The 23,806-nt window shown below is 41.1% G+C and carries 24 protein-coding genes; 10 read left to right on the plus strand and 14 right to left on the minus strand.

What is annotated here, in order from left to right; translation table 11 throughout:
- Positions 1 to 86: 86 nt before the first annotated feature.
- Entirely contained in the window at positions 87 to 905 is an 819-nt protein-coding gene (locus V7K61_RS03660; protein ID WP_335051005.1) for a biotin--[acetyl-CoA-carboxylase] ligase, read from the minus strand.
- 77 nt (positions 906 to 982) lie between these two features.
- Here V7K61_RS03660 and pgeF point away from each other — a divergent pair, with 77 nt between their 5' ends.
- Entirely contained in the window at positions 983 to 1,768 is a 786-nt protein-coding gene (pgeF, locus tag V7K61_RS03665) for a peptidoglycan editing factor PgeF (RefSeq protein WP_335051007.1), read from the plus strand.
- A 1-nt stretch (position 1,769) separates the two neighbouring features.
- Here the strand turns inward: pgeF and V7K61_RS03670 are convergent, their stop codons facing one another.
- From V7K61_RS03670 to csaB, 4 genes are all read right to left on the minus strand, one after another.
- Positions 1,770 to 2,222, minus strand: coding sequence for a retroviral-like aspartic protease family protein (locus tag V7K61_RS03670; protein ID WP_335051009.1), 453 nt, complete (start codon positions 2,220 to 2,222; stop codon positions 1,770 to 1,772).
- Positions 2,223 to 2,306: 84 nt separating this feature from the next.
- Positions 2,307 to 2,690 (minus strand): aspartyl protease, encoded by a 384-nt coding sequence (locus V7K61_RS03675; protein ID WP_335051011.1) that lies wholly within the window; start codon positions 2,688 to 2,690, stop codon positions 2,307 to 2,309.
- The gene (locus tag V7K61_RS03680) at positions 2,687 to 3,004 is read right to left on the minus strand and encodes a hypothetical protein (RefSeq protein ID WP_335051013.1); all 318 of its coding nucleotides are present in this window, start codon (positions 3,002 to 3,004) and stop codon (positions 2,687 to 2,689) included. Before V7K61_RS03680 ends, V7K61_RS03675 begins: the two co-directional genes overlap by 4 nt.
- A 30-nt stretch (positions 3,005 to 3,034) precedes the next feature.
- A complete protein-coding gene (csaB, locus tag V7K61_RS03685; protein ID WP_335051015.1) occupies positions 3,035 to 4,081 on the minus strand; it encodes a polysaccharide pyruvyl transferase CsaB in 1,047 nt (348 codons plus the stop codon).
- Between the two features lie 326 nt (positions 4,082 to 4,407).
- On the opposite strand from csaB, the gene V7K61_RS03690 reads away from it, so the two are divergent.
- From V7K61_RS03690 to V7K61_RS03715, 6 genes are all read left to right on the plus strand, one after another.
- Positions 4,408 to 5,118 carry a TVP38/TMEM64 family protein gene (locus V7K61_RS03690; protein ID WP_335051017.1) on the plus strand — a complete coding sequence of 237 codons (711 nt, stop codon included), beginning with the start codon at positions 4,408 to 4,410 and terminating at the stop codon, positions 5,116 to 5,118.
- 109 nt (positions 5,119 to 5,227) lie between these two features.
- Complete coding sequence (locus tag V7K61_RS03695; protein ID WP_335051019.1) at positions 5,228 to 6,226, plus strand: glycosyltransferase family 2 protein; 999 nt, start codon at positions 5,228 to 5,230, stop codon at positions 6,224 to 6,226.
- Positions 6,227 to 6,632: 406 nt separating this feature from the next.
- Positions 6,633 to 6,965, plus strand: a complete 333-nt coding sequence (locus V7K61_RS03700; protein WP_334927709.1) for a DUF2499 domain-containing protein — start codon at positions 6,633 to 6,635, stop codon at positions 6,963 to 6,965.
- Positions 6,962 to 7,261 (plus strand): DUF3593 domain-containing protein, encoded by a 300-nt coding sequence (locus tag V7K61_RS03705; protein ID WP_322637628.1) that lies wholly within the window; start codon positions 6,962 to 6,964, stop codon positions 7,259 to 7,261. Before V7K61_RS03700 ends, V7K61_RS03705 begins: the two co-directional genes overlap by 4 nt.
- Before the next feature lie 47 nt (positions 7,262 to 7,308).
- Positions 7,309 to 8,082 (plus strand): 1-(5-phosphoribosyl)-5-[(5-phosphoribosylamino)methylideneamino]imidazole-4-carboxamide isomerase, encoded by a 774-nt coding sequence (gene hisA / locus V7K61_RS03710; RefSeq protein WP_099099639.1) that lies wholly within the window; start codon positions 7,309 to 7,311, stop codon positions 8,080 to 8,082.
- A gap of 441 nt (positions 8,083 to 8,523) precedes the next feature.
- Positions 8,524 to 8,928 carry a hypothetical protein gene (locus V7K61_RS03715; protein ID WP_335051023.1) on the plus strand — a complete coding sequence of 135 codons (405 nt, stop codon included), beginning with the start codon at positions 8,524 to 8,526 and terminating at the stop codon, positions 8,926 to 8,928.
- 186 nt (positions 8,929 to 9,114) lie between these two features.
- Here V7K61_RS03715 and V7K61_RS03720 read toward each other — a convergent pair whose 3' ends face one another.
- The 3 genes from V7K61_RS03720 to V7K61_RS03730 form a co-directional block, all read right to left on the minus strand.
- Positions 9,115 to 9,306, minus strand: a complete 192-nt coding sequence (locus tag V7K61_RS03720) for a hypothetical protein (RefSeq protein WP_335051025.1) — start codon at positions 9,304 to 9,306, stop codon at positions 9,115 to 9,117.
- Between the two features lie 479 nt (positions 9,307 to 9,785).
- A complete protein-coding gene (locus V7K61_RS03725; RefSeq protein WP_335051027.1) occupies positions 9,786 to 11,324 on the minus strand; it encodes a hypothetical protein in 1,539 nt (512 codons plus the stop codon).
- 102 nt (positions 11,325 to 11,426) lie between these two features.
- On the minus strand, positions 11,427 to 12,029 hold the full coding sequence (locus V7K61_RS03730) for a DUF3318 domain-containing protein (RefSeq protein ID WP_099103437.1): 603 nt from the start codon (positions 12,027 to 12,029) through the stop codon (positions 11,427 to 11,429).
- Between the two features lie 232 nt (positions 12,030 to 12,261).
- Here V7K61_RS03730 and V7K61_RS03735 point away from each other — a divergent pair, with 232 nt between their 5' ends.
- Complete coding sequence (locus V7K61_RS03735; protein WP_292729270.1) at positions 12,262 to 12,522, plus strand: hypothetical protein; 261 nt, start codon at positions 12,262 to 12,264, stop codon at positions 12,520 to 12,522.
- Between the two features lie 81 nt (positions 12,523 to 12,603).
- Here V7K61_RS03735 and V7K61_RS03740 read toward each other — a convergent pair whose 3' ends face one another.
- The 5 genes from V7K61_RS03740 to V7K61_RS03760 all read right to left on the minus strand — a co-directional run bounded on the left by V7K61_RS03740 (position 12,604) and on the right by V7K61_RS03760 (position 18,268).
- Positions 12,604 to 14,253 (minus strand): iron uptake porin, encoded by a 1,650-nt coding sequence (locus tag V7K61_RS03740; protein WP_335051029.1) that lies wholly within the window; start codon positions 14,251 to 14,253, stop codon positions 12,604 to 12,606.
- Positions 14,254 to 14,385: 132 nt separating this feature from the next.
- Positions 14,386 to 15,015: a Crp/Fnr family transcriptional regulator gene (locus V7K61_RS03745; RefSeq protein WP_335051031.1), complete on the minus strand. Its 630-nt coding sequence runs from the start codon at positions 15,013 to 15,015 to the stop codon at positions 14,386 to 14,388.
- 430 nt (positions 15,016 to 15,445) lie between these two features.
- The gene (phoU, locus tag V7K61_RS03750; protein WP_094349164.1) at positions 15,446 to 16,114 is read right to left on the minus strand and encodes a phosphate signaling complex protein PhoU; all 669 of its coding nucleotides are present in this window, start codon (positions 16,112 to 16,114) and stop codon (positions 15,446 to 15,448) included.
- Positions 16,115 to 16,142: 28 nt separating this feature from the next.
- Complete coding sequence (locus V7K61_RS03755) at positions 16,143 to 17,462, minus strand: sensor histidine kinase (RefSeq protein WP_335051034.1); 1,320 nt, start codon at positions 17,460 to 17,462, stop codon at positions 16,143 to 16,145.
- Between the two features lie 53 nt (positions 17,463 to 17,515).
- The gene (locus tag V7K61_RS03760) at positions 17,516 to 18,268 is read right to left on the minus strand and encodes a winged helix-turn-helix domain-containing protein (protein ID WP_094349166.1); all 753 of its coding nucleotides are present in this window, start codon (positions 18,266 to 18,268) and stop codon (positions 17,516 to 17,518) included.
- 511 nt (positions 18,269 to 18,779) lie between these two features.
- Here V7K61_RS03760 and V7K61_RS03765 point away from each other — a divergent pair.
- Positions 18,780 to 19,763, plus strand: coding sequence for a hypothetical protein (locus V7K61_RS03765; protein ID WP_335051036.1), 984 nt, complete (start codon positions 18,780 to 18,782; stop codon positions 19,761 to 19,763).
- A gap of 53 nt (positions 19,764 to 19,816) precedes the next feature.
- Positions 19,817 to 20,896, plus strand: coding sequence for a hypothetical protein (locus tag V7K61_RS03770; RefSeq protein WP_335051038.1), 1,080 nt, complete (start codon positions 19,817 to 19,819; stop codon positions 20,894 to 20,896).
- A gap of 602 nt (positions 20,897 to 21,498) precedes the next feature.
- Here V7K61_RS03770 and V7K61_RS03775 read toward each other — a convergent pair.
- Positions 21,499 to 23,268 (minus strand): pentapeptide repeat-containing protein, encoded by a 1,770-nt coding sequence (locus V7K61_RS03775; protein ID WP_335051040.1) that lies wholly within the window; start codon positions 23,266 to 23,268, stop codon positions 21,499 to 21,501.
- Between the last annotated feature and the right edge of the window lie 538 nt (positions 23,269 to 23,806).

A 23,806-nucleotide genomic window follows, 5' to 3' on the forward strand; every position in this document is an offset into this window, starting at 1 on the left:
TCTCTCAGTTGTGTGTAATTAGCCTAAAGAGATGATGCTAGTGGTTTGTCTTGCCCAAAGAGCCAAATTTTGAACAAACCTCAAATTTAAACGGAAGATTTATGGTATCCCAAACTGATTGTACCGGGTTCAATATAAATTTCCGGTGTAATTAGTTCCTTTGTATCATGTGTTTCTAAATCAACTCGTAAATTTCCTTGAGGAGTCACTCCAACTACTGTACCTGAAAGATTATTGACGTACACCCGATCGCCCATGTTTGTAAGCAAGTCTAGATAGCCAGACAAGAGTATATTTACTCCTTCTTGAAAAAGGCACTCCATACCGGATTCTATTCCCAGTAAGACTCTAGAGGTGAGCATTTCCAGACAAGAAATCGGTCTGATATCTTGGGAAGCTTGCCACGATTCCAGATTGATGCCAGTTTCTGGTACTGGGTTTGTCCAGTTAATACCAACACCAATTACTGCTTGGGTGATTTGTCCTTTGTTTACTTTGGTTTCTGTCAAAATGCCGCCTAGTTTGCGACCATTTAAAACTAAATCATTGGGCCATTTTATCCCAACATCTATGCCGTGTTGGCGCAATTGCGACGCAATTCCCCAAGCAGTAGCGAAAGTTAGCTGGTAGCTGTCAGTAGCCTCTATTTTATGGTCGAAAGAAACTGCCACGGAAATATATAATCCCCCAGCCGGAGAAATCCACTGGCGGCCCCATTGTCCCCGCCCAGCAGATTGCTGAGTTGCGATTACTACTGTCCCTGAAATAGCCCCTTGGTTGAGTAAGTTCCAGAGGGTTTGGTTGGTTGAGGAGACGCTTTCAAAAAAGTGAAGAGAAAATGGTAAATATGTATGCTCACGCCCTGCTTGCAAGGCTGCTTCCAAGTTTTGCAGATTAAATCCCACAGCAGTTAACCCAAATTCCGTTGTTCAAGTTAGCATTGATTGGCTGATGAGTGATTTCTGTTTAGGTTTGGTTGAAGATGCACACTTGGCACTGGCGCAATTGGGAAGGACTCCCCTATCTAACTTGTAGTATTCTAGAAGGTTGGCACCACGGCTTCTTTACCCAACAGTTTTGGCCGCGATCGCCACAAGTTATCACAGAAGTATTGCAACCAGAGGCATCAGTCTATCGCTTAAAGCAGGTTCATGGCAATACTGTTCTCACCCCCCAAGAAGTTGAAAGCTTCTTAAGCTCTGCTGAGGAGGATTTAGCATCGGCAGATGGTTTAATGAGCGAACAGCCTCTACAAGCGGTTTGGGTCGCTAGCGCAGATTGCACACCCGTGCTAATTGGGGATGTGCGAACTGGACGGGTAGCAGCATTACACGCGGGTTGGCGCGGGACTGCTAAGAAGATTGTTCCCTTGGCGATCGCTCGATTACAATCTCAAGGCAGCAAACTCGATGATTTGAGAATTGCGATGGGCCCAGCGATCGCTGGTGAGGTTTACCAAGTCTCGATTGAAGTGGCTGCCGAAATCGGGGCTAGTATTATATCACATAATGACGAAGAAAAAATTATAACGGCATTGCATGAGTTACCAAATTCACCTTTACTAGAAGACCCAGATCCAGGAAAGGTAAGGCTAGATGTGCGGCGAGTGAATACCTTACAACTGGAAAATATGGGAATTAGTGCAGAACAAATTGCGATCGCACCTTATTGTACTTTCCAAACTCCAGAGCATTTCTTTTCTTACCGCCGAGAGAATGATAAAAAAGTACAGTGGTCAGGGATTGTTAGCGGCAAAACGAGTTACTAGCCTATATTCTCATCACGGGATAGTTAGGATGTTCAGGATTCGGGATAAGTTGTTGATTTCTACAGTCCACCAGTAAATCCAGCGTTTCTAGAACCGTCTGTCCAAGCAGGACGATATTACCTGTAACTAATGTGGCTTCGGTAGTTTCTCGTCCTGCCAATTCAATAATTACGGGTTCAGTTACTCCTATAGATTCTTCACTACCATTGGCGTATTGAGCAATCTGCTGTCCTCGAATTCTCAAACCAAGTTGCTGGACAATAGACATGGGTAGTACAGTACGTACTGCCCCGGTGTCCACTAATGCTTCTGTTTCATACACCCGCAGCATATTTGGATTTAGCATTCCTCGGCTGACAAGCGCTTCATCAATGGCATTCGTGAGCTTGACTTTAACTCGAACTGCACCCATAGGTTCATTGCTGGCAGAATTGGCACGATTCAGATTTACCATAATCTGTAGAATTTGTTCTGGAGTTTGAAGCTTGGAGAATAGAAAATATTTTTCCTAAGTTTTGACTGAGTTTGTGTAAGTAATTTAATTGCTATCTACTATTTCAAGGGTTAATATTCCTTTTGGTTTGTTAACGACCAACAGCATAATATCTAACCACAACGAACCTATTATGGTATCAGGAATGTCATCTCCAACATGGACGGGAATTATAACTTCAGTTCCATCAATAATAAGTTTGCCTTCATAGATATCGAATCGTGCTTCTCCTCGTGCTGTCCGCATTTCAATCTGTGCTGTCATCAATGACCACTCCAATACTTCCAAGTCTTGAGTATTGATAGCTAACCACCCATCTGTAAACCCAGTATCGAGTAAAGCTTCAACTGAAAATTTGTCATCATTAGCAGCAACAAGCTGAATTTCAAATAATAGTTCGCCATTATCCCCAAACGAACCTGAAATCATAACCTGCCGCAGGTTCCTGTATCGTTGAGTCGGAATATCGTAAGTTTTACTTCGTTAGTATTGCCATAAGCATCATGAATTTTTTGCATTATTCCCAAGAGTGTTGGGTCAATGAGATACCGTTCTGTTTCAGGGTCGATAGCAATATGCCAGTTATAATAAGTTTCGATCAGAGTTGGACGTAAGCGATCGAAAACAGCACGACACCGCATAGCAAGAGCATCACGTTGTTCCTGACGCTGGTGTACTTCTTCAGAGACTAAGGTTGATGCTGGTAAAATGCGAGTGCGTTTTGGCTGGGATATCTGTGTCATATCATTCCCTGTTCATATCTAGACAAAAACTTAACTTAAGGCTTCACTCAACAGTTCACAGTGCATTAAAGCGCCATCCACCAAAGATTGGATTTTCTCTGATGATAAAGGATCGCCATTAGCGTAATGCTCCATCCAAGTCAAACCAATTAAATTGGGGTCATCGGGTAAACTTGCTAAATCCCATCCAGGCATTTCCAAGTCTTCCATGAGACGATTTACCTTGGGGTCATAACTGAGAGCAAAGCAGCGACAACCTTCAGCAGCAGCCATAATTAAACTGTGCAAACGCATCCCAATTGCCATTTCCACGCCGCGAAACACACCTTTTAAAAGTTGCGGATCTTCCAGACACAAAATCTTGCTAACATCTTTAAGGTGTGGTTGAATAGCTTCGGCAATACTTAAATCTTCACTTTTTTGAAACGGTAGTAGTAAAATAAAAGCCTGTGTAGCTTTTTGAAAGTCCACCAAAGCACGAGTCAAATTTGCGAGACGTATTTCTGTAAGTTGGGGATGCGATCGCAACGTTACCGCAACTCTCGGCGCAGGTAAATCCCAAAGTCCTGGTACTGGTTGAGATTCCAACGCCCAAACTGGGTCAGGAGCTATAATACAAGGAATTTTCCAATCAGATAATAAAGCGGCACTGGCGCGATCGCGGACACTAATTTTAGTACAATTACCAAAGGTTTGCCGTGCCAGCCAACGAGTTTGTGGACGCACCAAAGGGCCAATACCCTGCGCCCAAGCAACAGTTTTTAAACCCATTTTCTGCGCTAATGCCATCAGCCCCCCGTAATAAAATGGGCTGATAGTGCTGGTAACATCTTGAATCAGACTCCCGCCGCCCCAAATAAAGGCATCACTTGAGCGTAAAGCTTGCAGTACAGCGAAAGGAGCCATGCGATCGTAGGTTTCTACATTGTAGCGATCGCGCGTTTCCTTTGGATTACCAGAAAGTACTATAGGCGTTACGTGAGATGGCAACATTTGCAAAAGCGTTGCCAATAAAGCTTCGTCACCACCATTACCTTTACCGTAATACCCAGACAATAATGCCCGTATGTTGACCATTTTGGATTTTGGATTAATAGCTATTGTTAAATGAATCTCTGTCTCCCATCAGGATAGCAGGCGCTATAATTACTTACATTTTTTCGATTCCGAAGTGTTCACTTCCGGTTTTATCGACAAAAGTCTTGCTAACTTGCGGTTTTCTGGTCTGTGCTTAGATACTTCGATACTTGAATAAAGGTTGCGATCGCTGATCGCTAAAACTAACTAATACAATAGATATCTAGTGATAAATCCTTGTAGAAACGCGAAATTTCGTGTCTCTACAAGGATTTAAATTTGAAAAAGATGGGTTTTGTTACACAAAAAGTAGGAGTAGAGTTCTAATGTGGAACTTGAAAACTGGTATTTTTCTACTCACGCTGAGTTGCATAATTGCAACTGGTATAACCGTATATCTTCTTGGCGGCATTGAACCAGTACAAATTCAAGCTTTGCTGAAATCTTCTGGTATCTGGGCACCTATTATTTATATTGCTTTGTACGTTGTGGCAACCATGTTAGTTTTGCCCTCAACGGTACTAAATTTGACTGGAGGTGCCATTTTTGGCCCTTGGCTGGGTACTATCTGGACTAGTATTGGAGCAGTCGTTGCGGCAATAATTGCCTTCGTTTTTACTCGGACCATTGGACGTAAAGCAGTTGCAAAACGACTAGCAGGACGCTGGCAAGCTATGGATGCTGAGGTGCGTCGTGGAGGGCTTTTTTATATGTTTGCCATCCGATTAGTACCAATCATGCCCTATGGCTTGGTCAACTTTGTCGCAGGACTGACTTCAATCGGTTTTAAAGATTATGTTCTAGGTACAACACTTGGTACTGTTCCTAGTGTCTTACCTTTTGTACTACTAGGTAGTTCTGGTCTGAAGGCAGTGAATACGGGCGATTTTTTGCCGCTAATACTTGCATTAGGCTTAACTGGAACGCTCGTAGCAGGATCTACTTGGTATCGCCATCGTCGAACTTTTTCCAAAAAAGCTGTAGAAAAGCTGAAAAAATCAGACTCTTCAGAAAACATAAATCCGAAGAATAAATAAAGTATGGGAATGAAACTTGAGTGTTGCTAAGTATACTGTGAATCACACCTTTTCGATCGCAGGCAGCCTGTTATCTTAGCTGTAAAAAAAAATTAAACAATATTTTTAGATGTTACCAAAGTATTCATTCATTGTTCCAATTTATAACGAAGAAGAAACTATTCCAGAACTATACCGCAGACTGAGTGCAGTAATGAATCGGATGGATGGGCTTGTCGAATTAATTTTAATCAATGATGGTAGCCGCGATCGCTCCCTACAATTACTACGAGACCTCCATCAAAAAGACCCGCGCATTTGCTATCTGAGCTTTGCTCGTAACTTTGGTCATCAAATTGCAGTAACTGCTGGTCTTAATTTTGTCCGGGGACAAGTTATTGTCATCCTTGATGCTGACTTACAAGACCCACCAGAACTAATCCCCGACATGGTTGAAAAATGGCGACAAGGCTATCAAGTCGTCTACGCTCAACGTACTCAACGCCAAAAAGAAGGATGGTTTAAGCGTTTTACTGCCTATTTCTTTTATCGTATCCTTAAGAAGCTTGCAGATGTAGAGATTCCTACTGATACTGGTGATTTTTGTCTAATGGATCGGCAGATTGTAGATATTCTCAATTCTATGCCAGAACGTACCCGCTATATTCGTGGTTTGCGTTCTTGGGTTGGCTTTCAGCAAACAGCAATTCGGTTCGAGCGCAACCCCCGCTTTGCCGGGGAAGTTAAATACACTTTTAGCAAATCCTTAGCGCTTGCTATCAATGGTCTAGTGTCCTTTTCAATAGTCCCACTGCGGTTATCAACCTACTTAGGCTTAGTAGCAGCAGTGGCGGCCATCTTGATGGCTTTATTAGTCTTATATTGGCGTCTTTTTGTCCCCCATTCCCCTTTAACTGGGTTTACGATTATTTTGATGGCAATTTTCTTCCTCGGATCTGTGCAGTTAGTCAGTGTTGGCATCTTAGGTGAATATATAGGGCGCATCTACGAAGAAGTTAAAGCCAGGCCCCTCTATACTTTGGCAGAGGTAGGTGGTTTTGAGCGCAAACCCTCCAACTCAACGAGCAATTCTGACAAACTAGATAATTTAGAAGACGTTTACAAATAAGAATCTTTGGCGTTGCATAATAAAGGTTTGTTTAAACAAATTTGAAGAAGAAGTCAGAATTCAGGAGTCAGAATGAAGACGCGACGCTCGTTCCTCGCTAACGCTTCGCTATCGATAGCGAGGAACGAGCGTCTGACTTGCTTGCCGCCGGCGCTATCAATGGGGGATTCAGACCCGCAACTGTTTTGTTGCACCACTAAATATGCATATTTAGTGGGGGTCTTAAACCCCTGGATTCAGACGCTCGCGGACTCGCTAACGCTGCGCTATCCACCAGTGGCACAAAATTCATTCTGAATTCTGGCTCCTGACTCCTGAATTCTGTTCGATAAAATTCAAGCTACATATCACCTTGACAGTGCTACTGTCCACTCCAAATCTCTAACTCCCAACTCCTAACTTTCTTATGCACACCCTTTCGATTCCCACCTGGATTATTCATGTTTCTAGCGTTATTGAGTGGATTGCCGCCATTTGGTTAATCTGGACTTACGGCGAACTGACTAATAACCGCAGCTGGTGGGGATTATCCCTGGCGATGTTACCAGCTTTAGTCAGCGCTATGTGTGCCTGTACCTGGCATTATTTCGATAACGCCGAATCTTTGGAATGGATGGTAACGCTTCAAGCTACCATGACTTTAGTTGGTAATTTTACGCTTTGGGCGGCGGCGTTTTTGATTTGGCGTTCTACCAATGTCAACACTGTTGAACCAAAACCTATCAAATCAGAGCAATGATTTCTAAAGAAACCCTGTTTGCACTTTCACTGTTTCCCTATTTGGGTTTCTTGTGGTTTATCAGCCGCAGTCCGCAAATGCCGCGTTTAGCGTTGTATGGATTTTACGGCACGCTTGTCTTTGTTGCTATCACCATCCCAGCCGGAATTTACGCCCAATTGCATTATGGCGAGTCTTTGGCCAATGTAGATTGGTTGCACGGTGGGGCAGAACTTTTTTTGACGCTTTCTAACATCTTGCTTGTGCTGGGTTTTGGGCAAGCTGTAAGGCAATTACAAATGAAAAATGAAAAATAGTAAATTCAGCTATAGATAGCGTTTTGATTGCAATAAGGAAGAGTTAAATGGACGTAATTCCAGCGATTGATTTACTAGAAGGGCACTGTGTGCGACTGTATCAGGGAGACTACGATCGCTCGCAAGTTTTTAGCGAAAATCCTGCTGATGTTGCCAAACAGTGGGTAGATCAAGGTGCTACCAGATTGCATATAGTTGATTTAGATGGTGCCAAAGCAGGTAAAGTAGTAAACCTGGGGGCAATTGAAGCGATCGCTCAAGCAGTGTCAGTACCCATTGAAATTGGCGGCGGATTGCGCGATCGCACCAGTGTACAACAGGTATTTAATCTAGGCATACAGTGGGCAATTCTCGGAACCATTGCCGTCGAACAACCGCAGTTAGTGCAAGAACTCTGCCAAGAATTTCCCGAACAGATTATTATCGGTATTGATGCCCGTAATGGTCGAGTCGCAACTCGCGGCTGGTTAGAAACCTCGGAAGTTTTAGCAACTCAACTGGCTGTACAAATGCAAGAATTGGGCGCAGCCGCCATAATTTACACAGATATCCACCGGGATGGTACACTTACAGGCCCAAATTTAGAAGCTTTGCGAGAACTTGCAGCAGCAATTTCCATCCCGATAATTGCTTCTGGCGGGGTAAGTTCTGTCACCGACTTGTTGAGTTTGTTGGCATTAGAACCTCAAGGCGTGACTGGCGTAATTGTCGGACGTGCCTTGTATACTGGGGATATTTTACTCAAAGAAGCATTACGAGCGATCGGGCCTGGGCGAATTCAGGATATTCCACCCAATCTCGGTTTTTCTACCTTTGCTTGACATTTTCTTGGCAAGTTCGACAAATAGACCATCTTGTAGAGACGCGATTCATCGCGTCTTTACCCAAGAATGTATTGCAATTATTAATTGAATTGATATTAGTTTAATTATTTTGGCAACTATCTTTAGATAGATAAGGTAAACACTACGTTATTTCTGATTACAAATCCCTTGTTAATTGTGAAAAATCTACATTTCACATTTAATTGGTTTTGTCAAGATGTAATCCCCTGTATGATTTTAAAAATCAGCAAGGCCTTCTCTGGACTGAATTTATATTCATGCTTTCAGTAGATGCAGTTATGACTTTGCAAATGTAACAATAAATATGTTCTCAAACAATAAATAGTTGCTGTGGTTCAGATAAAAAATTCAGATTTTATCAGACTCTAGTAACTTTGGTTTTTAGAAAATTGTTTGATGTTTTGAGAAGGTAACACAATGAATAAAATCCTAAAACGCGCACTTTTACCCAGCCTGATGGCTGCAAGTTTAGCTGGTGTAACCTTAGTTCCCGCCAAACCCGCTGCTGCTGATGACCAAGTATTAAGAGATGCAGGTATCGGGGCTGTTACCAACGTTGTAACCGGAGCTGTTAGGGGAAATGGCAGTGTATTAGGGAATGCTGTTAAGGGTGGTGTCACTGGTGCAGCTGTCAATGGTGCAAATGGTCTGAGAAATACTCGCAATCGCCGCCACCGTAACGCCGCTCAAGATATCGGAGTCGGTGCAGGGACTAGCGCAGTAACAGGCGTAATTACTGGCGATAAAAGAGATACTCTTGGCAATGCTATTGATGGTGCCGCTGTTGGTGGAGCAATCCATTTATTAACCAATGGTAAATAATTCGTAAATTCATCAGCTGAAATATTTTCCAACGGTTAACGAACTTACCCCTCCCTAATTCCTCTCCTTCGTAAAAGGAGCAAACCTAACCTCGCTCCCCTAGTAGGGGAGCGAGGTTGTAGGTTAAATTTATTTGAGATATATACTACCGTCAGGATTGGATGACGTTAGGTTTAATAGTAATCCCTAGCCCTTCAACGCTTTTCTAAAGTTTCGACGATAAGACTGATTTGTAATAAACAAAGCTGGCCATAGCAAAGATAAACCAATGCGATTGGTCAAACTTGGATTAAAATTAGTCCGTTCAAACCCATTCCAAAACTTCCAAGCGCCGGCTCCGTAAACTCCTATCAAGCCAATAAAAATTAAGGTGCTCATTCCCATCAACTCCGTTAGTAACTGACAGAATTTAAGTTAAGTTTTACCACACGAGGTAATCACCTCATAAGCAACACCGAGAAGGTATGACAAAACTCCCCAGGTTTTGATATCTAAGTCAGTTAAACACACATTCTCTTATTCCAGTGTAGATTAGCCTCACGCATCCCAGCTAGTTATCAGCGGTGGCAAGCTAGTCAAAGGATGCAAAAGCGTTATTTTTGAGGTGTTTTGGCGATACATTTTGCTTGTATAACAATTAAGCCCTTAGTTTTTAAGACAGAACAGCGCTGTAAAATGGCTAAGAAAGCAGTATGAGTTCCTTGCTGTAGCTTTAATGAAATATCTTTTGTTATCTATAACCACTGGATAAAACAAGTATTTATGGCGACACATTCAAATGTAAATGCTGATCCTCTATTACAAAAAAGTCTATACCATATTAAACTACAAAGTTCTGTGGCGCATTATTCTTATACTTAATCTACCCAATAAAGATAATATCTTTCATTATCCACCCAGCCTCTCTGAAAATCTTTGAGCGGAACAATTTTCAAATCATTGCGATTGACATTCAGTTTTTTATTTAAAATCAGCAGAACTTTCTTTCGCTCATCTTGATTTTGAAGTAGAGAATTAATCTGGCTTAATATCTCTGCTTGTTCCACTTCTTGACGACCTTTTTTAAATAAAGTAAAGCTTCCCATTTTTCCCACTTCTGGATAGTAAAACTTTCGATTGAGATAACCCGATAAAGGAGCCATATTCGCATCTCGACTGGCAACAATAAACTCATTATCTAATCCAGATTTGTGAATATATTGGGCTGTTTCGCGACTAGCAGAAAATGGTATAACTAAATCCCTTGAAAAACTATAAATTCCTCCCCCAAACTGGACATAAAGAATGAGCATCAAAGCGATATAATGCCATTTATGAATAAATGTAATTGAACGTGGAAGAATAGAAATTTTATTAAGTAAAAATATAGACTTTTGATAATAACTTCCCAACCATAAAGCCGCTATTAAAACTAAATAGAAATGTCCAAAATGCCGTGGCATACCTAAAAATCTCAAGTATGTAAAGGCAAATAATATACAATTGCCTATCATGTAAAAAAAGAAAACAACTGGCTTTTCAGATAATTTTATTAAAGTTAAAACTACAATAAATAAAGCAATTGCCGCACAAACAATTAAATCCAGCCATCTTTTATGTGCAGGAATAATTAATAAATAACTACCAAATACTCTGCCAACGCTTCTCAACAGATGACGGATATCTAATTCTATTAGCCAACCATTATTTAACCCACCGTGAAGATAACTATCTGTCGGAGGAGTAATAATATAAATGGATAAAATAAAAGATAATGTGATAATTACAATACTTAAAACTAAGTCGTACTTTTGAGTTTGACTAAAATACTGCTGCCGATGTTCGCGATCAAAACAAAATTCAGTCAGCAAAGTCAAGAATAAAGAAAATGATACTAATAAACCATAAGCACTACTATTTGCTAGTAAACCCAATAAAATTGCCAAATAAGCATAAGTTATTTTTCTAGATGCAAAAACTGTACAGAAGGCAAAAACAAATAACATACTAAAGGCATAGTTTCGAGAAATTAAAAGATATTCGTAAAAAGGAAAAAACCCAAAGGAAAATAGAAATTTTTGTTGATAGTTAAAAGGGCTATATAGGCAAAAAAGTGTAACTGAAACAACAGTAATTGCCAAATGGAAAATTTGCATAATAATAGGATCGTCGACTATTTTTCTCAGAATCGCCAGAGAAAAATACCATAGAACAGGATGACCCTCATAATGAATATTTGCAATTAAATCTCCCAACGATCCACTATCTCTGACAATCAGCCAGGGATTTAGTTCATCTCGCCACATGGAATGGTTAAGAATACCTATTAAACCAAGAAAAGAAAAAAGAAGAATAATAAACCAAGGAGAATTCAAAGGTAATTTTGAAGTATATTTGCTAATTTTATTGCTTAACATTGTTAGTTTAGAATCCAATTTGTTTGGATCGTCAAGATTGCTGTAAATGCGATTATCATCAGATATTATTCTGATCGTTTAACTATTCAGACAGATGAATTATTACTTATAACTTTCTGGTATACCCACTGGTGATAAACCTGCGATCGCTCGTAAGTTTTGGCAACGAATCAACTCAGTAAAATTGAAACTGGAACGTCCTTCAATTTTGGCTACCGCTTCAATTGCTGATAACAAGTGCTGTGCTGCTTCAACTTCTGAATAACCACGCCGTTGTGCTATTTTAATTGCGGCTGCATCGGCATTTAACTCTGACTCTTGAGATTTATTAGTGCGCCAGATCCGAAAAGCAGCGATCGCACTTAATCCCCCAGCGACAGCTACACCCACTACATCTGATTGTGCTGCTTCCAAGAATCCGCCTAACAGCCCAGCCAACACCACGCCTTGATAAATGTCGGGTTTAAACCACTTTACCCCCGTCAACCAGCTAACCATCTGCAACAGCAGCAAATCTCGTTGCGGCTTTGTCAGGCGGCGCCACAAATCAAAATTAATATATATCGGTCGCGCTTGGTTCCAGGGTTGGGGAAAGGAAGCGTCAATTACTTTTGCTTGCTCTGGCTTACTGACGATTTTTGTCGTCATCCGACCAGAAGCAGGCATCACATCTAACAAACGGCGAATTTCAACATTTGGCTCCATAAATTTAATTATTAGCCATAATGTGCATAGTAACTAGGTGTGTAAAAAATAAAGTTTTCATGTTAACCTTTGATTTATGAGATGCTCTCACAGTCTTGAATAAATTCAGATCGAGCTATAAGAATATTTATTCAGCAGTTTGATAGTATGGCGGGATTTTATAGTATTCCTTTGCCGCCAAATTCCAAACCTGAAAGTTTTGGTTTGCCATTAAGACTATATTTGTAACTACATGGACGCTTTTTCTCCCCTCCCACCTGAATGGACGAATAAGGCAATACACGCTTATGATTTTTGCTGTCCTAAATGCCACTCAAGTAGCCTAGAAGCTGAGAAAGTTTGGCTAAATCGGCGATCGCCTGTTCTTACGGAAGACCGTCGTCGTAAATGGCAAGAGTTCTATTACTGTCACTGTGGTTCTGTGTGGTGGGCTTGGAGTAGCGATCGCCCCCCAAAAGATATATCCAATCAGCCAGATTACAATCCTACATAGCTAATTTTTTTCTAAACAAAACCCCACCTAAAAGTGGGGTTTTGTTTATCTAATTCTGAGCTTTATATTTCATCCCCGATTTTAGAAGGAGAAAGTAGTACGTAGAGTACCTACGTATTCAGTGTCGTTAGCGTCGTTGTGTTCTGGATTGAAGATTACCAACAAACCAGGTGTTACCTGAATATTATCGGAAACCTTGTACTTGTAAAGACCCTCTAAGTGATAAGAAGTACTGTCGTCGAAGGTAGTATTGCCGGCGACTGTTTTGATACTACCACCAGTAACTTTGGGTGCTTGACCAAAGATAATACCTAAAACGTTGCCTTCGCCACCAAAGTCTTTCAAAGCAAGCGCTCCAGCCCAGTACCAAACATCTGCGTCTGCACCAGCATTAGCGCCAGTAAGAGCATCAGCGGTTGTATAACCTCCCCAACCACTAATAGCCAACTTAGGACTAAATTGGAAGCTAGCTTCTACACCGTAGTTATTGGATTCGGTACGAGTGTTAGCCCCAAAAGGAGTGTTGGCAAAAATACTACCTGTACCTTGGAAAAGGCTATTGGCAGCACCATCAGTTTGATAAGTGCGAGCGTAAGTTAAACCAATATTAAAGGCTTTGGTGGGTTGAAAAGATAACTGACCAAATATAGAGTTATCACCATCAAACAACCCATTATTAAGAGTAGGGTCGTTAGCAGTTCTAGCTAGATAAGCACCAGTCAAGCTGATGGCGCCTTTAGGATTGAAGGTAACAGTTACACCAGCGCCACCTTGACCTTGGCGATATATGGGGCTGAAACGTCCATAGCGTGAGAGCGCACCTTTACCAGAGCTTGCAAAGTCAGAGTTGAAAGTATTAACGTTTTCGTATAACTCACCACCAGTAGCATCAACTTTGACACGCACTGCATCAGTCAAGTTGAAAGCATAGTTGATTTTATCGATTACAACAGAGTTGTTGTTATCTCCATCAAAACCCAAGCGGCTCATGTTGGTACCAGTACCAGTACCCAATGCATCATTACCACGATTGGAGACGATATTTCCAGCATTCAAACGAATTTGTAACTGGTCTTTACCAGTGAAACTGCTGTACAAGTTCAAACGAACGCGATCGCTAAAAGTGGTATTGTAATTTAAATCTTGAGTAGGATCGCCACCACGAGCGGCTCTAGTGTCACCAAAAACATCAGACACGGCGAAAATTGCTTCTCCAACCAACTTGGTGGTAGTGGAGAACTGATTAGCTTCCAACTCAGAAGTGCGGGCTTCTAGTCCATCAACACGACCGCGCAGAGTTGCTAGTTCAGCAGAATATTCTTCTTGTAAACGCTGTAAAGTAGCTAAATCTTGTTTGCTGACTAAATCGGCAGTAGCTGTAGCAATCAGTTCGTTAACCCGATCTAAACAGGCATTCAAACCTGCGGCAAATTCATAACGAGTTAAAGCACGGTTCCCACGATAGGTACTGTTAGGATAACCTGCAATACAGCCGTAGCGCTCAACTAAAGATTGTAAAGCTTGGAACGCCCAATCTGTAGGCTGTACATCCGAAAACTGAGAAACTGATGTTACCTGACTCATGTCGTTAGACTCTTGAGCTTCAGATAACTCGCCAACATTTGTTACCTGTTCGTTAACTTCAGCAGCTAAGGCACTATTAGCAACGAAAAATGTAGCAGCTAATACAATCGGACTAACCTTGAAAAGATTCCAGAATCGTTTTGTCATGTTTTTACTTTCACTCACACCTACAATAATCCAACCATGAGAAAATGCTTTAAACACTTCTATTTTGTGGATTTCACACACAATCACAGCAACGATTATACCTTTACCCTGTGATTATTACAAGCAATTTAGTTAACATACTGCTGAACTATAGTTTTTAATTAATTTATTTGGTAGGCGCAAAATAATGCGGCGTTTGTGACGTAAAACTGTTCCTTCTTCTTCTAACTGCTGTAAGAGTCGGGTAACTGTTACTCGCGTAGTATTTAAGACTTCAGCAATATCTTGATGGGTAACATTTAAATCAATTAGCTTGCCCTTATCTACGTCACGGCCAAATTTTTCACTTAACCATACTAAAAACTGCCATAAGCGTAGCAAAATTGGTTTGCGATGCACAATTCTTAGTAGATCCTCTGCTTGTTGAATATGAGACAACAAAGCATTAATATCCTGATGCCACAAATGAGGTGGCACAATGCTTACTTCCACGCCCGTGAGACATTCAATCTGGTAGGGCTTGACTCTAGACAAAGGATAGCCAATCAGATCCCCTAGTCCCCAATAACCGAGAGTAATGAATGTTCCATCTTCACTCCATGTTAAGGTACGAACTGCACCGTATTCAATACGCCAAAGCACATCATTTTGAGGTGGAATTACTTCCCTACGGGTAAATATCTGCTGGGGTAATTGTCTGCTGAAAGCACAGCTATTTGACACGACAGAAGAGTTTGAAGTAGGACTTTTAGAATACATCATTAACCGTAATTACACAATTATCAGGGAATCTCGCTATTCACAATGATTAAGAAACTCTAATAACTTGTATCAAAATTTACCTGTATATCGGAAAGTCTATTCTCCTCAATCAGAGCTAGGGACTAACTCAAAATCTTCTGATGGCAACAACTTTTGCTTAAGGTATTTATCAATGAGATAGAACCAAAATTTTTAGTTGTTTACCCGCTACTTTAATTGTGTAAGTTTAAGAATAGGTAAGCTTTTAGTAAAATATTTAGTTAACTTATTTTTTATTATTTGGTATTTTCTGAAGACTAAGTAAGTATGTAGGCGCAAAAATTATGAAGATATTAGAGTGGAATGGCGCTTACTAACTCGCTGGATTTAGATCCCCGACTTCTTGCAGATACCTGGAGGGTAGAAGTCGGAGATTTGGGCAGCATATCAATTAGGAGCGTTGACCGGTGACAATATATGCTACCCTTTGACCGATATTTGTCGCATGATCTGCCATGCGTTCCAGACAACGAATTGCCAGTGCCAGCAGTATAATTGGCTCGACTACACCAGGCACATCCCGTTGTTGGGCTAAAGTCTGATAAACGCGATCGTAGGCATCATCTACAGTATCATCCAGATGCTTTAAACGGCGTCCACCGGCTTCATCAAAATCTCCCAAAGCCTTTAAGCTAGTTGCTAGCATCGCCTGCGCGTGAAGGGACATAGCTTCAATGTCGGGCATTGACGTATGAGGCGCGTAAGGAAAAATTTTAATCGCAATTTCAGCTAAATCCTCAGCATAATCGCCAATGCGCTCTAAATCTCGCACCAGCTGCATAAATGCACTCAAGCAGCGCAAATCGGGAGCCGTAGGCGCTTGTAGCGTCATAATCGCCGTACATTCTGATTCGATTTGACGATAAAAGCGATCGATCTTTTTATCTAATCGGGGGAGTTCCTCAGCTGCTGTTAAGTTACGAGCAAATAACGCTTGGTGGCTGAGGCGAAATGATTGTTCTACCAAGGCACCCATGCGTAATACATCCCGTTCTAAGCGCCTAATGGCGCGTGCGAGTTGTGGTCTTTGAGGATTGGGAGTATAATCGACGGCTTTCACACTTGTTGTCTCAAAGGTGAAGATATTACTAACTATAGTCTTGGCTTAGGGAGTTTGCCATAACTTCAGGAAATTGAAGTTGCATCCACGCACCGCCAGTTTCTGGATGGTTCATCGCTTTGATTGAACCACCGTGGGCGATTAGAATTTGCTCAACGATCGCTAATCCTAACCCATTGCCAACGATCGCTCCTATGGAGTTACTATCTTGGGGGGAATGAGTTCGCGCTTTATCTCCTCGATAAAATCGCTCAAAAACGTGGGGCAAATCTGCCTCAGAAAAGCCGACTCCCGAATCAATAAGATTTATTTCCAGGATTGAGGAAACAGGCTCATTATCCTTTGTTGATAAGATTTTCGCTTCAACATGAATACTTGTACCAGGAGGACTGTACTTAATGCTGTTGTCTAGCAAGTTGAGAAAAACCTGGTAAATCCTGGCTTTATCTGCCTTAATCCACAGATTTTCTGGGCCAGAATAAGAAAAAGACAGATGTTGACGCTGTGCCAAGGGTTCTAGTGTTTCCCAAACAGATGTAATTAGCGATCGCAATTCTACAGCTTTGGCTTGCAATTGCATATTTGGATTCGCTTCCATTTGGGTAAGTTCTAACCAGCTTTGCACCAAGTTAATCAGCCGGTCAACTTCTTGCATGAGACGGTTAACCCAGCGATTTAAAGGTGGTTCCAAGCGATTTTGTAAAGTTTCTACAACTAAGCGAATCGAAGTTAGCGGCGTTCTCAGTTCGTGTGCTAGATCGGAAAAAGAGCGATCGCGTATTTGATTTATATCTAATAGGGGTTGACGATTTTCTAAAAATACTCCCACTTGTCCATTGGGTAAAGGCAAGCTAGAAGCCCGCAAAGCCAGAGATTTGATTGTTCCCATCTCTGCTGCATCATCACAAGATGGATGAAATATCCATTCTCCCGTCTGGGGTTTTTGGCGATCGCGAGTTTGCTCAATTAAATGGTCGAGTTCATAAGACCGTACCAACTCCAATAACAAGCGCACCTGTTCTGGTTGCCACCTTTGCAGATACAAAATTTCCTGCGCCTGTCGATTGCACCACAGCAGTTGATTTTCCTCATCCACCTGCAAATATCCCACTGGGGCAAAATCTAGCAGGTCTTGGTAAGTTTGCAACGACTGCTGCAAATCTTGCCGCTGCTGTTTCACCATTGCTATTTCTTGCCGCAACCCAGGAATCAACAGCAGTCCCATCTTGTAAGAACGCAAGGTTAACGGTCGGAGTAAGCGCCCCAGGTAGCGGTTAAGTTGAACCTGTTGCCAAATCCAAAACCCAATGCCTACCGCTAAACCCAGAAAAAATCCCAATAAAAGCATTTGAGTTGTTAGTTTTTTGGTGACTACTAAAAACTAACAACTATCCCAACTAATTATCCAAACCTATAGCCAAAACCTCTTACAGTCACAATATATTCGGGGTGACTGGGGTCTTGCTCTAATTTTTCGCGCAACCACCGAATGTGAACATCTACAGTTTTACTATCGCCGACGAAATCCGGCCCCCAAACCTGATCGAGCAATTGTTCCCGTGACCATACCCGGCGGGCGTAACTCATAAACAGTTCCAGCAAACGGAACTCTTTGGGAGAAAGACTCACTTCTTGACCGCGAACTAGCACGCGACATTCTTGGGGATTTAAGGAGACATCCTTAAATTTTAATACTGGTATTGGTGGTAAATTACTTAGGCGTTGGCGGCGGAGTAAAGCGCGACAACGAGCCACTAACTCGCGCATACTAAAGGGTTTGGTCAGGTAGTCATCTGCACCCACTTCCAACCCCAAAACACGGTCAGTTTCACTACCCTTAGCACTGAGCATTAAAATAGGTACTGGGTTGCCTTGATGACGCAGCAAACGGCAAATATCTAGCCCATTGATTTGCGGCAGCATCAAATCAAGAATGACCAAATCGAAGGGAAGTTCCCCTGAATTGGTTTCAAAACTTTTGAGATACTCTATAGCAGACCGCCCATCAGGGGCAGTTATCACCCCGTAACCTTCTTCTTCCAGAGCTACAGCTAGCATTTCCTGGATTAATTCTTCATCTTCTACTACTAGAATACGGCTGGTTTGTCCAATGTCCGTTCTGGCAGAGTATTTGGTCGATTCACTGGTATACATTGATATCACAAAAGTCTAGGACTGTGCTTGTATCAATTAGGATGATTGAGTCTATTATCTCGCCTTACTGCAACTGTGCTTCTACTAGGGTTAATTCTTTTAGATTTTATTTACAAAAAGTAACATATACCACAGCAGTCTCCTAAATCATAAATCACTGTGGCTGCAAGTTTCTAATAGTTTTTAATTAAAGACTTGGAATTTTCGGTTCTGTCTTCACAAGATCCAAAGACATTATTGCATGAAGATTATCTTGACAGAGGAGATTAGGTTAGGTATATTTGTCTTAGTACAAAAGTACTATAAAGCCTCAAAGGGAAAACTATAACTGAAAAACAGAAGGACATATATGTGGAAAATTCGTACCCACTAAGTGTCAGATGTGGATCATTTCAGTATTTCCACTGCGTTAAAAATGTTGATTGAAAGGCTACTCTGATGTCTGCATAGGGTAGTCATTGGTATGGCTTGCTACCCAATAAATCATTTGCCTATTGAAGGGAGTTGGAAGATGACTACAGTTGGAGTCAAGGACAGCAAACAACAACTAATGCAAGCATTTCAACAAATTATTATCCAAAGAAAAAAACTTGAATCTAAAATAGCAACCAAACAAGAGGAAGCAGAAAAGGCAAAAAGTCAAGAAATTCTGCAAGCAGCTTCTGCATATACAGTTGATAGTATTGTCAAAGGTTTAGCTGATTTACAACTGGAGTTTGGCAGTATTCTCAATGGATTATCTGAAAAACTAGCTCAGGAAAATTCCAAGTTAGATGAATTGAACCGAGCTATAGAAATTGAAACCCAACGTCTACAAGAACTGCAACAAATTAGAGTTGTCGCGGATACTTTAGACGTTTTAAGTCAAGAACACCAAGAAAAATTAAAAATTCTCGAACAAGATACTATTAGCAAAAAGGAAGCACTAGAGAAAGAAATTACAATCAGACGAAAAGAATGGCAAAAAGAGCAAACAGAGTATGAAGAAAAACTTCAAGCATATAACGATTTATTAGCCAAATCTCGCCAGCAAGAACAAGAAGAATTCCAGTATAAGTTAGAAACTACTCGCAAACTCAATACAGACAGCTACGAAGGGATAAAGCGCCAACAACAAAGGGAAATACAAGAGAATTCTCAAAATAAAGGGAAAGATTGGGCAGAACGAGAAAAAATCTTCGCTGAACGCCAACCACTCTTTGCAGATTATGAACAAAAAGTAACTACATTTCCTAGCGAACTTGAAGAAGCCGTTAAGAAGGCTAGAGAAGAAGCAATTAAAGAAACAAGCCAAAAAGCTAAAATTGAGGCTGATTTATTTGAAAGAGAATGGGAATCTAACAAACAGAGCTATGAACAAAAAATTCAATCTCTAGAAGAAACAATTAAGAAACAATCAGAGCAAATAGAAGGCATTTCTGCTCAATTGCAAACTGCATTAAAACAAGCACAAGACTTAGCTATGAGGGCTTTTGGTAGTTCTAACCCTAAATAATTGTGAATTCGTAGTATCTTAATCATTTTAAATTCCTGAAGAGGAGGTTTGTTGTGGTGGGGAAAAAACCGACTGATAAGAATACTAAAGTAGAAATTCTTCAGGCGTATGAGGAGTTGGCAAAAGAAAAAGCAGCACTGAAATCAGAACTCGATAAAGTTGCCCAAGAAAACCAGTCTGGAACTAAAGAACAGCCTAAGTTAGAACAAAAAACAGCTATGAATCAGCTTTCTAGTGTCCAACAAAAAATGAACAATACAATTGAAAGCTTGGCAAAAATTCAATTAGGTTTTGGCAGTGCTGCTAATGAATTATCGGAACAGCTAACCACAAAAGCCTCTAATTTAGAAGAAATTAGGCGAACTTTAGAAGAAGAAATCCAACAATTAACACAACTACATAATTTAGAAGTTTCTGATGATATCTTGGATACTCTCATCCAAGCCTATGAAGATAATACTAAAGCTTATCAGGAAGAATATAGCCAACGTTCTGAAGTGTTATTCCAAGAAATACTAGAGCAAAGAAATACTTGGGGAAAAGAACAAGAGGAACAGCAACGGGCAATAAAAGAACGGAATGAAAACTTGAATAAAACTCGGCAACGCGATGCAGCAGAGTACAAGTATAATCTAGAACTTCAGCGGCAACTGCAAAATGACGAATACGAACAAGAGCAGAAAGCGCTATATAAGCAACTGGAAGAATTATTACAAGAAACAGAAAAGCAGTGGGCTGAACGGGAGAAAGCCATTTCTGAAAGAGAGAAACAATTTGAAGAGTTAAAAGCAAAGGTAGAGGCTTTTCCGAAAGATAAAGAAGCAGCCATCAAAAAAGCTACAGAAGAAGGCAAAGGCATCGCCCACTACCAAGCTAAAGTAAAATCAGATTTATATTCTAAGGAAGTGGAAGGGCAAAAGCGTTTCTATGAACAAAGACTGCAATCTCTAGAACAAACTATTACTAATCAAGAGACGCGAATTCAAAATCTTTCTAAACAACTTGAATCCGCTCTCAAACAAGTTCAGGATTTGGCAGTTAAAGCTATTGAAGGTAATTCAAATGTTAATTCCTATCAGGCAATTAAAGAAATAGCTTTAGAACAGGCAAAGACTCAAGCAAAAAATAAATAAGCTGATTTATTTTTGATGAAAATTGCAGAGACTTAATTGAATTTAAGCCTCTGCAAGTAACTCTAATGCTTTTTATTCAGTTTTCTTTGGTTTTTTGAGGTCTGGGGGAGGTTGTACTTTCTTCTTCTTTGTTGTGCTAGGCTGCGTTTGCTTTAATGCTTTGTTGGAATTTTGTTCTTGACTAGACATAATACTAAGTTTTAATATTTACATTACGGGTATTATTCATTACATAATCATATCACAGGGAATTTAAGTTTAACTAAAACAAGTTAGTAAATAATATTACCCCTGTAGGAACCTTCACTTTTAACAGGATAAATACAAATCTTAATAAATATAATATCTGATGCAAAAGAGACGTAGCAGTGCTAAGTCTCTACAAGGGTTCTGGATAATCCATATTTAATAAATCAATACGCTTGGGTTAGCGCCAAAAACCTTAAGTTGTGTAGGTTGGGTTGAGGAAAGAAACCCAACATTTTCATAGCTTTGTTGGGTTGCGCTTTGCTTCACCCAACCTACAATTTTTCACAAAGCCAAGCGTATTGATACATAAATGTATTGCCTCTTTAAAGTTTAGGATAAAATCTCGCCTTATCTCAATTCAGTCCCAGTTCTTCCTTCAACGCCTCCGGTATATTAACTGCTGTCTCTAATCCCCGCACACCTTCCCACTGCTGCTTTTTACCCCAGATCATCTCTTCTAGATTGGCGTCGCTAAGGTCTGCACCACCGAGAATGGCGTAACTGAGGTTGCTATGGCTAAGATCCGCGCCGTTGAGGATAGCACCACTGAGGTTACTGCCACTGAGGTTAGCACTGTTAAGGTTGGCATAGCTGAAGTCTGTGCCAAACAGGATCGCGTCGGTGAGGTCAGCACCACTGAGGTCAGCGTCGTTGAGAATCACGCCACTGAGGTCAGCTTCATTGAGAATCACCCGACTCAGGTCTACACCGCTGAGGTCGGCACCTAAGAACATTGCACCGTTAAGTCTGGCATTATTAAGTTTGGCACCGTTAAGTTTGGCATAGCTGAGGTCTGCGGCAACCAGGATAGCATCGCTGAGGTTGGTACTGAAAAGAATTGTGTCACTGAGGTTAGTACCGTTGAGGATGGCGTGACTCAAATCAGCACCACTGAGGTCGGCGCGGCAAAGGTCGGCATGGCTAAGGCTGACGCTATTAAGGTTGGCTTCACTCAGATTTGCACCGAAAAGGATGGCATTACTTAGATCAGCATGGCTGAGGTTAGTGCTGCTAAGGTCAGCGCGGTTGAGGTCGGCGCGGCTAAGGTCGGCGCGGCTAAGGTTGGTATTGCTAAGGTCGGCGCGATTGAGGTCGGCGCGGCTAAGGTTGGCACAGCTAAGGTTAGCACCACTGAGGTTGGTGCTACTAAGGTCGGCACCGCTAAGGTTAACACCGCTGAGGTTGGCACCGCTGAGGTTGGCATCGCCGAGGTTGGCACCGCTAAGGTTGGCACCGCTGAAGTTTACGCCAGTTAAGTTGGCATCGCCGAGATAAGCAAGGCTGAGGTCGGCACCGCTAAAGTCTGCCCCGGTTAAGTTGGCATCGCCGAGGTAAGCACCCTTAAAGTTGCCGCCTTTGAGAAATTGTCCGACTATACTGCTAAAGTTGCCAATTTCCAGGGCATCGCTATAATTGATAACCCGCAGCAGTTGGGATGTGAAAAAATTGTCTGTGTCTGGTTGGGCAGATGGGTAGAAGGTGATTTTTTGTTTGAGTTCATCTTGCCCTTGGGCGTAACGGTGTAACTCTAGTAATAAAATCAGTACGTTCAGCCCTGTATATATATCTATCTGTCTCAACCCGATCGCAATATTTTGTGCCGCTAGCTTTAACTTTGTTTTCTGAGGCAGGTTATCATCTGGTGTGCCATCGATAAATTCTCCTTGACACCAGCGACGATAAAAATCTTCTAGCCGCCCAAAAAGCAATTCTGGGCGAATTTTTTGACCAGTCACAACCAATTCCATTAGTTGGTTGACTATTTCAGGTTTCAGGGAACCACTACCCAATAAATCATAAATCTCTTCATGCATCTGGCGATCGCATACTTTAAAACAAAACCCAGTGGGTAAACTGCCCAATGTGCGATCATCTATCTGAGAACTCAAACCGTTCTTTGCTACTGTCCATTTTTCTAAGCTTTTTTGCAGTCTTGGAGAGTATAAATATTCCTGTAAATTATCTTGAGCTAATCTAACACTTTTGTCTGGTTCTTTAATATTTTTTCCTAGAGGTAAAACTGCTTCAGTTTCTAGCGATGTGGTCTTTGGCATCTCTTGTAACCTTGTACCCCTCACATAATTTCTCAGCAGCTGCCAAACTTGAGATAAATATGTTGACATTTTTGTTTCCGTTGTTACATTTAAATAACTGTTTTTGATAATCCTGAATTAAAAACTTTTCTATGGTAGTTTGCTTTGCATTGCCAACAATCAATAGTATAAATAAATACTATAGTAAAAAAATCATGAGTTGGCGATGTTTACGGCAGGCTACTTCTGATGAATTTGCCAACGGCGTTTCTGGATGGCGGCTTCTCGCTCACCTGTAGTAGCCTTAAGCTTCCTCTCATAATGTAAATAAAGTGTTAACTTCAAAATTATTTCCCAGATCAACTAATTCTATGATTTAGCTAATTTGTGATACTTTTTTTCCAAGAAATTTCCTAGTCTGATGGAAAAATCATACTTACTGTTTGTGGGAGATGCAATTGTTAGGAAAAATCCTACACTAAAACAGCACAACAAAGCTGAAAAATGGCAACTAAAATTTAAGTCGAAAGTTTCTTGCCTAATATAAAGCAGCTAAGAGAATCGCCAGAGGGCAGGCTATATGGCTTTGCAAAAGTTAAACATTAACGAGAGATAGTTATCAGGTAAT

This window comes from Nostoc sp., assembly GCF_036918015.1.
In the GTDB taxonomy this organism is placed as follows: Bacteria; Cyanobacteriota; Cyanobacteriia; order Cyanobacteriales; family Nostocaceae; genus Nostoc.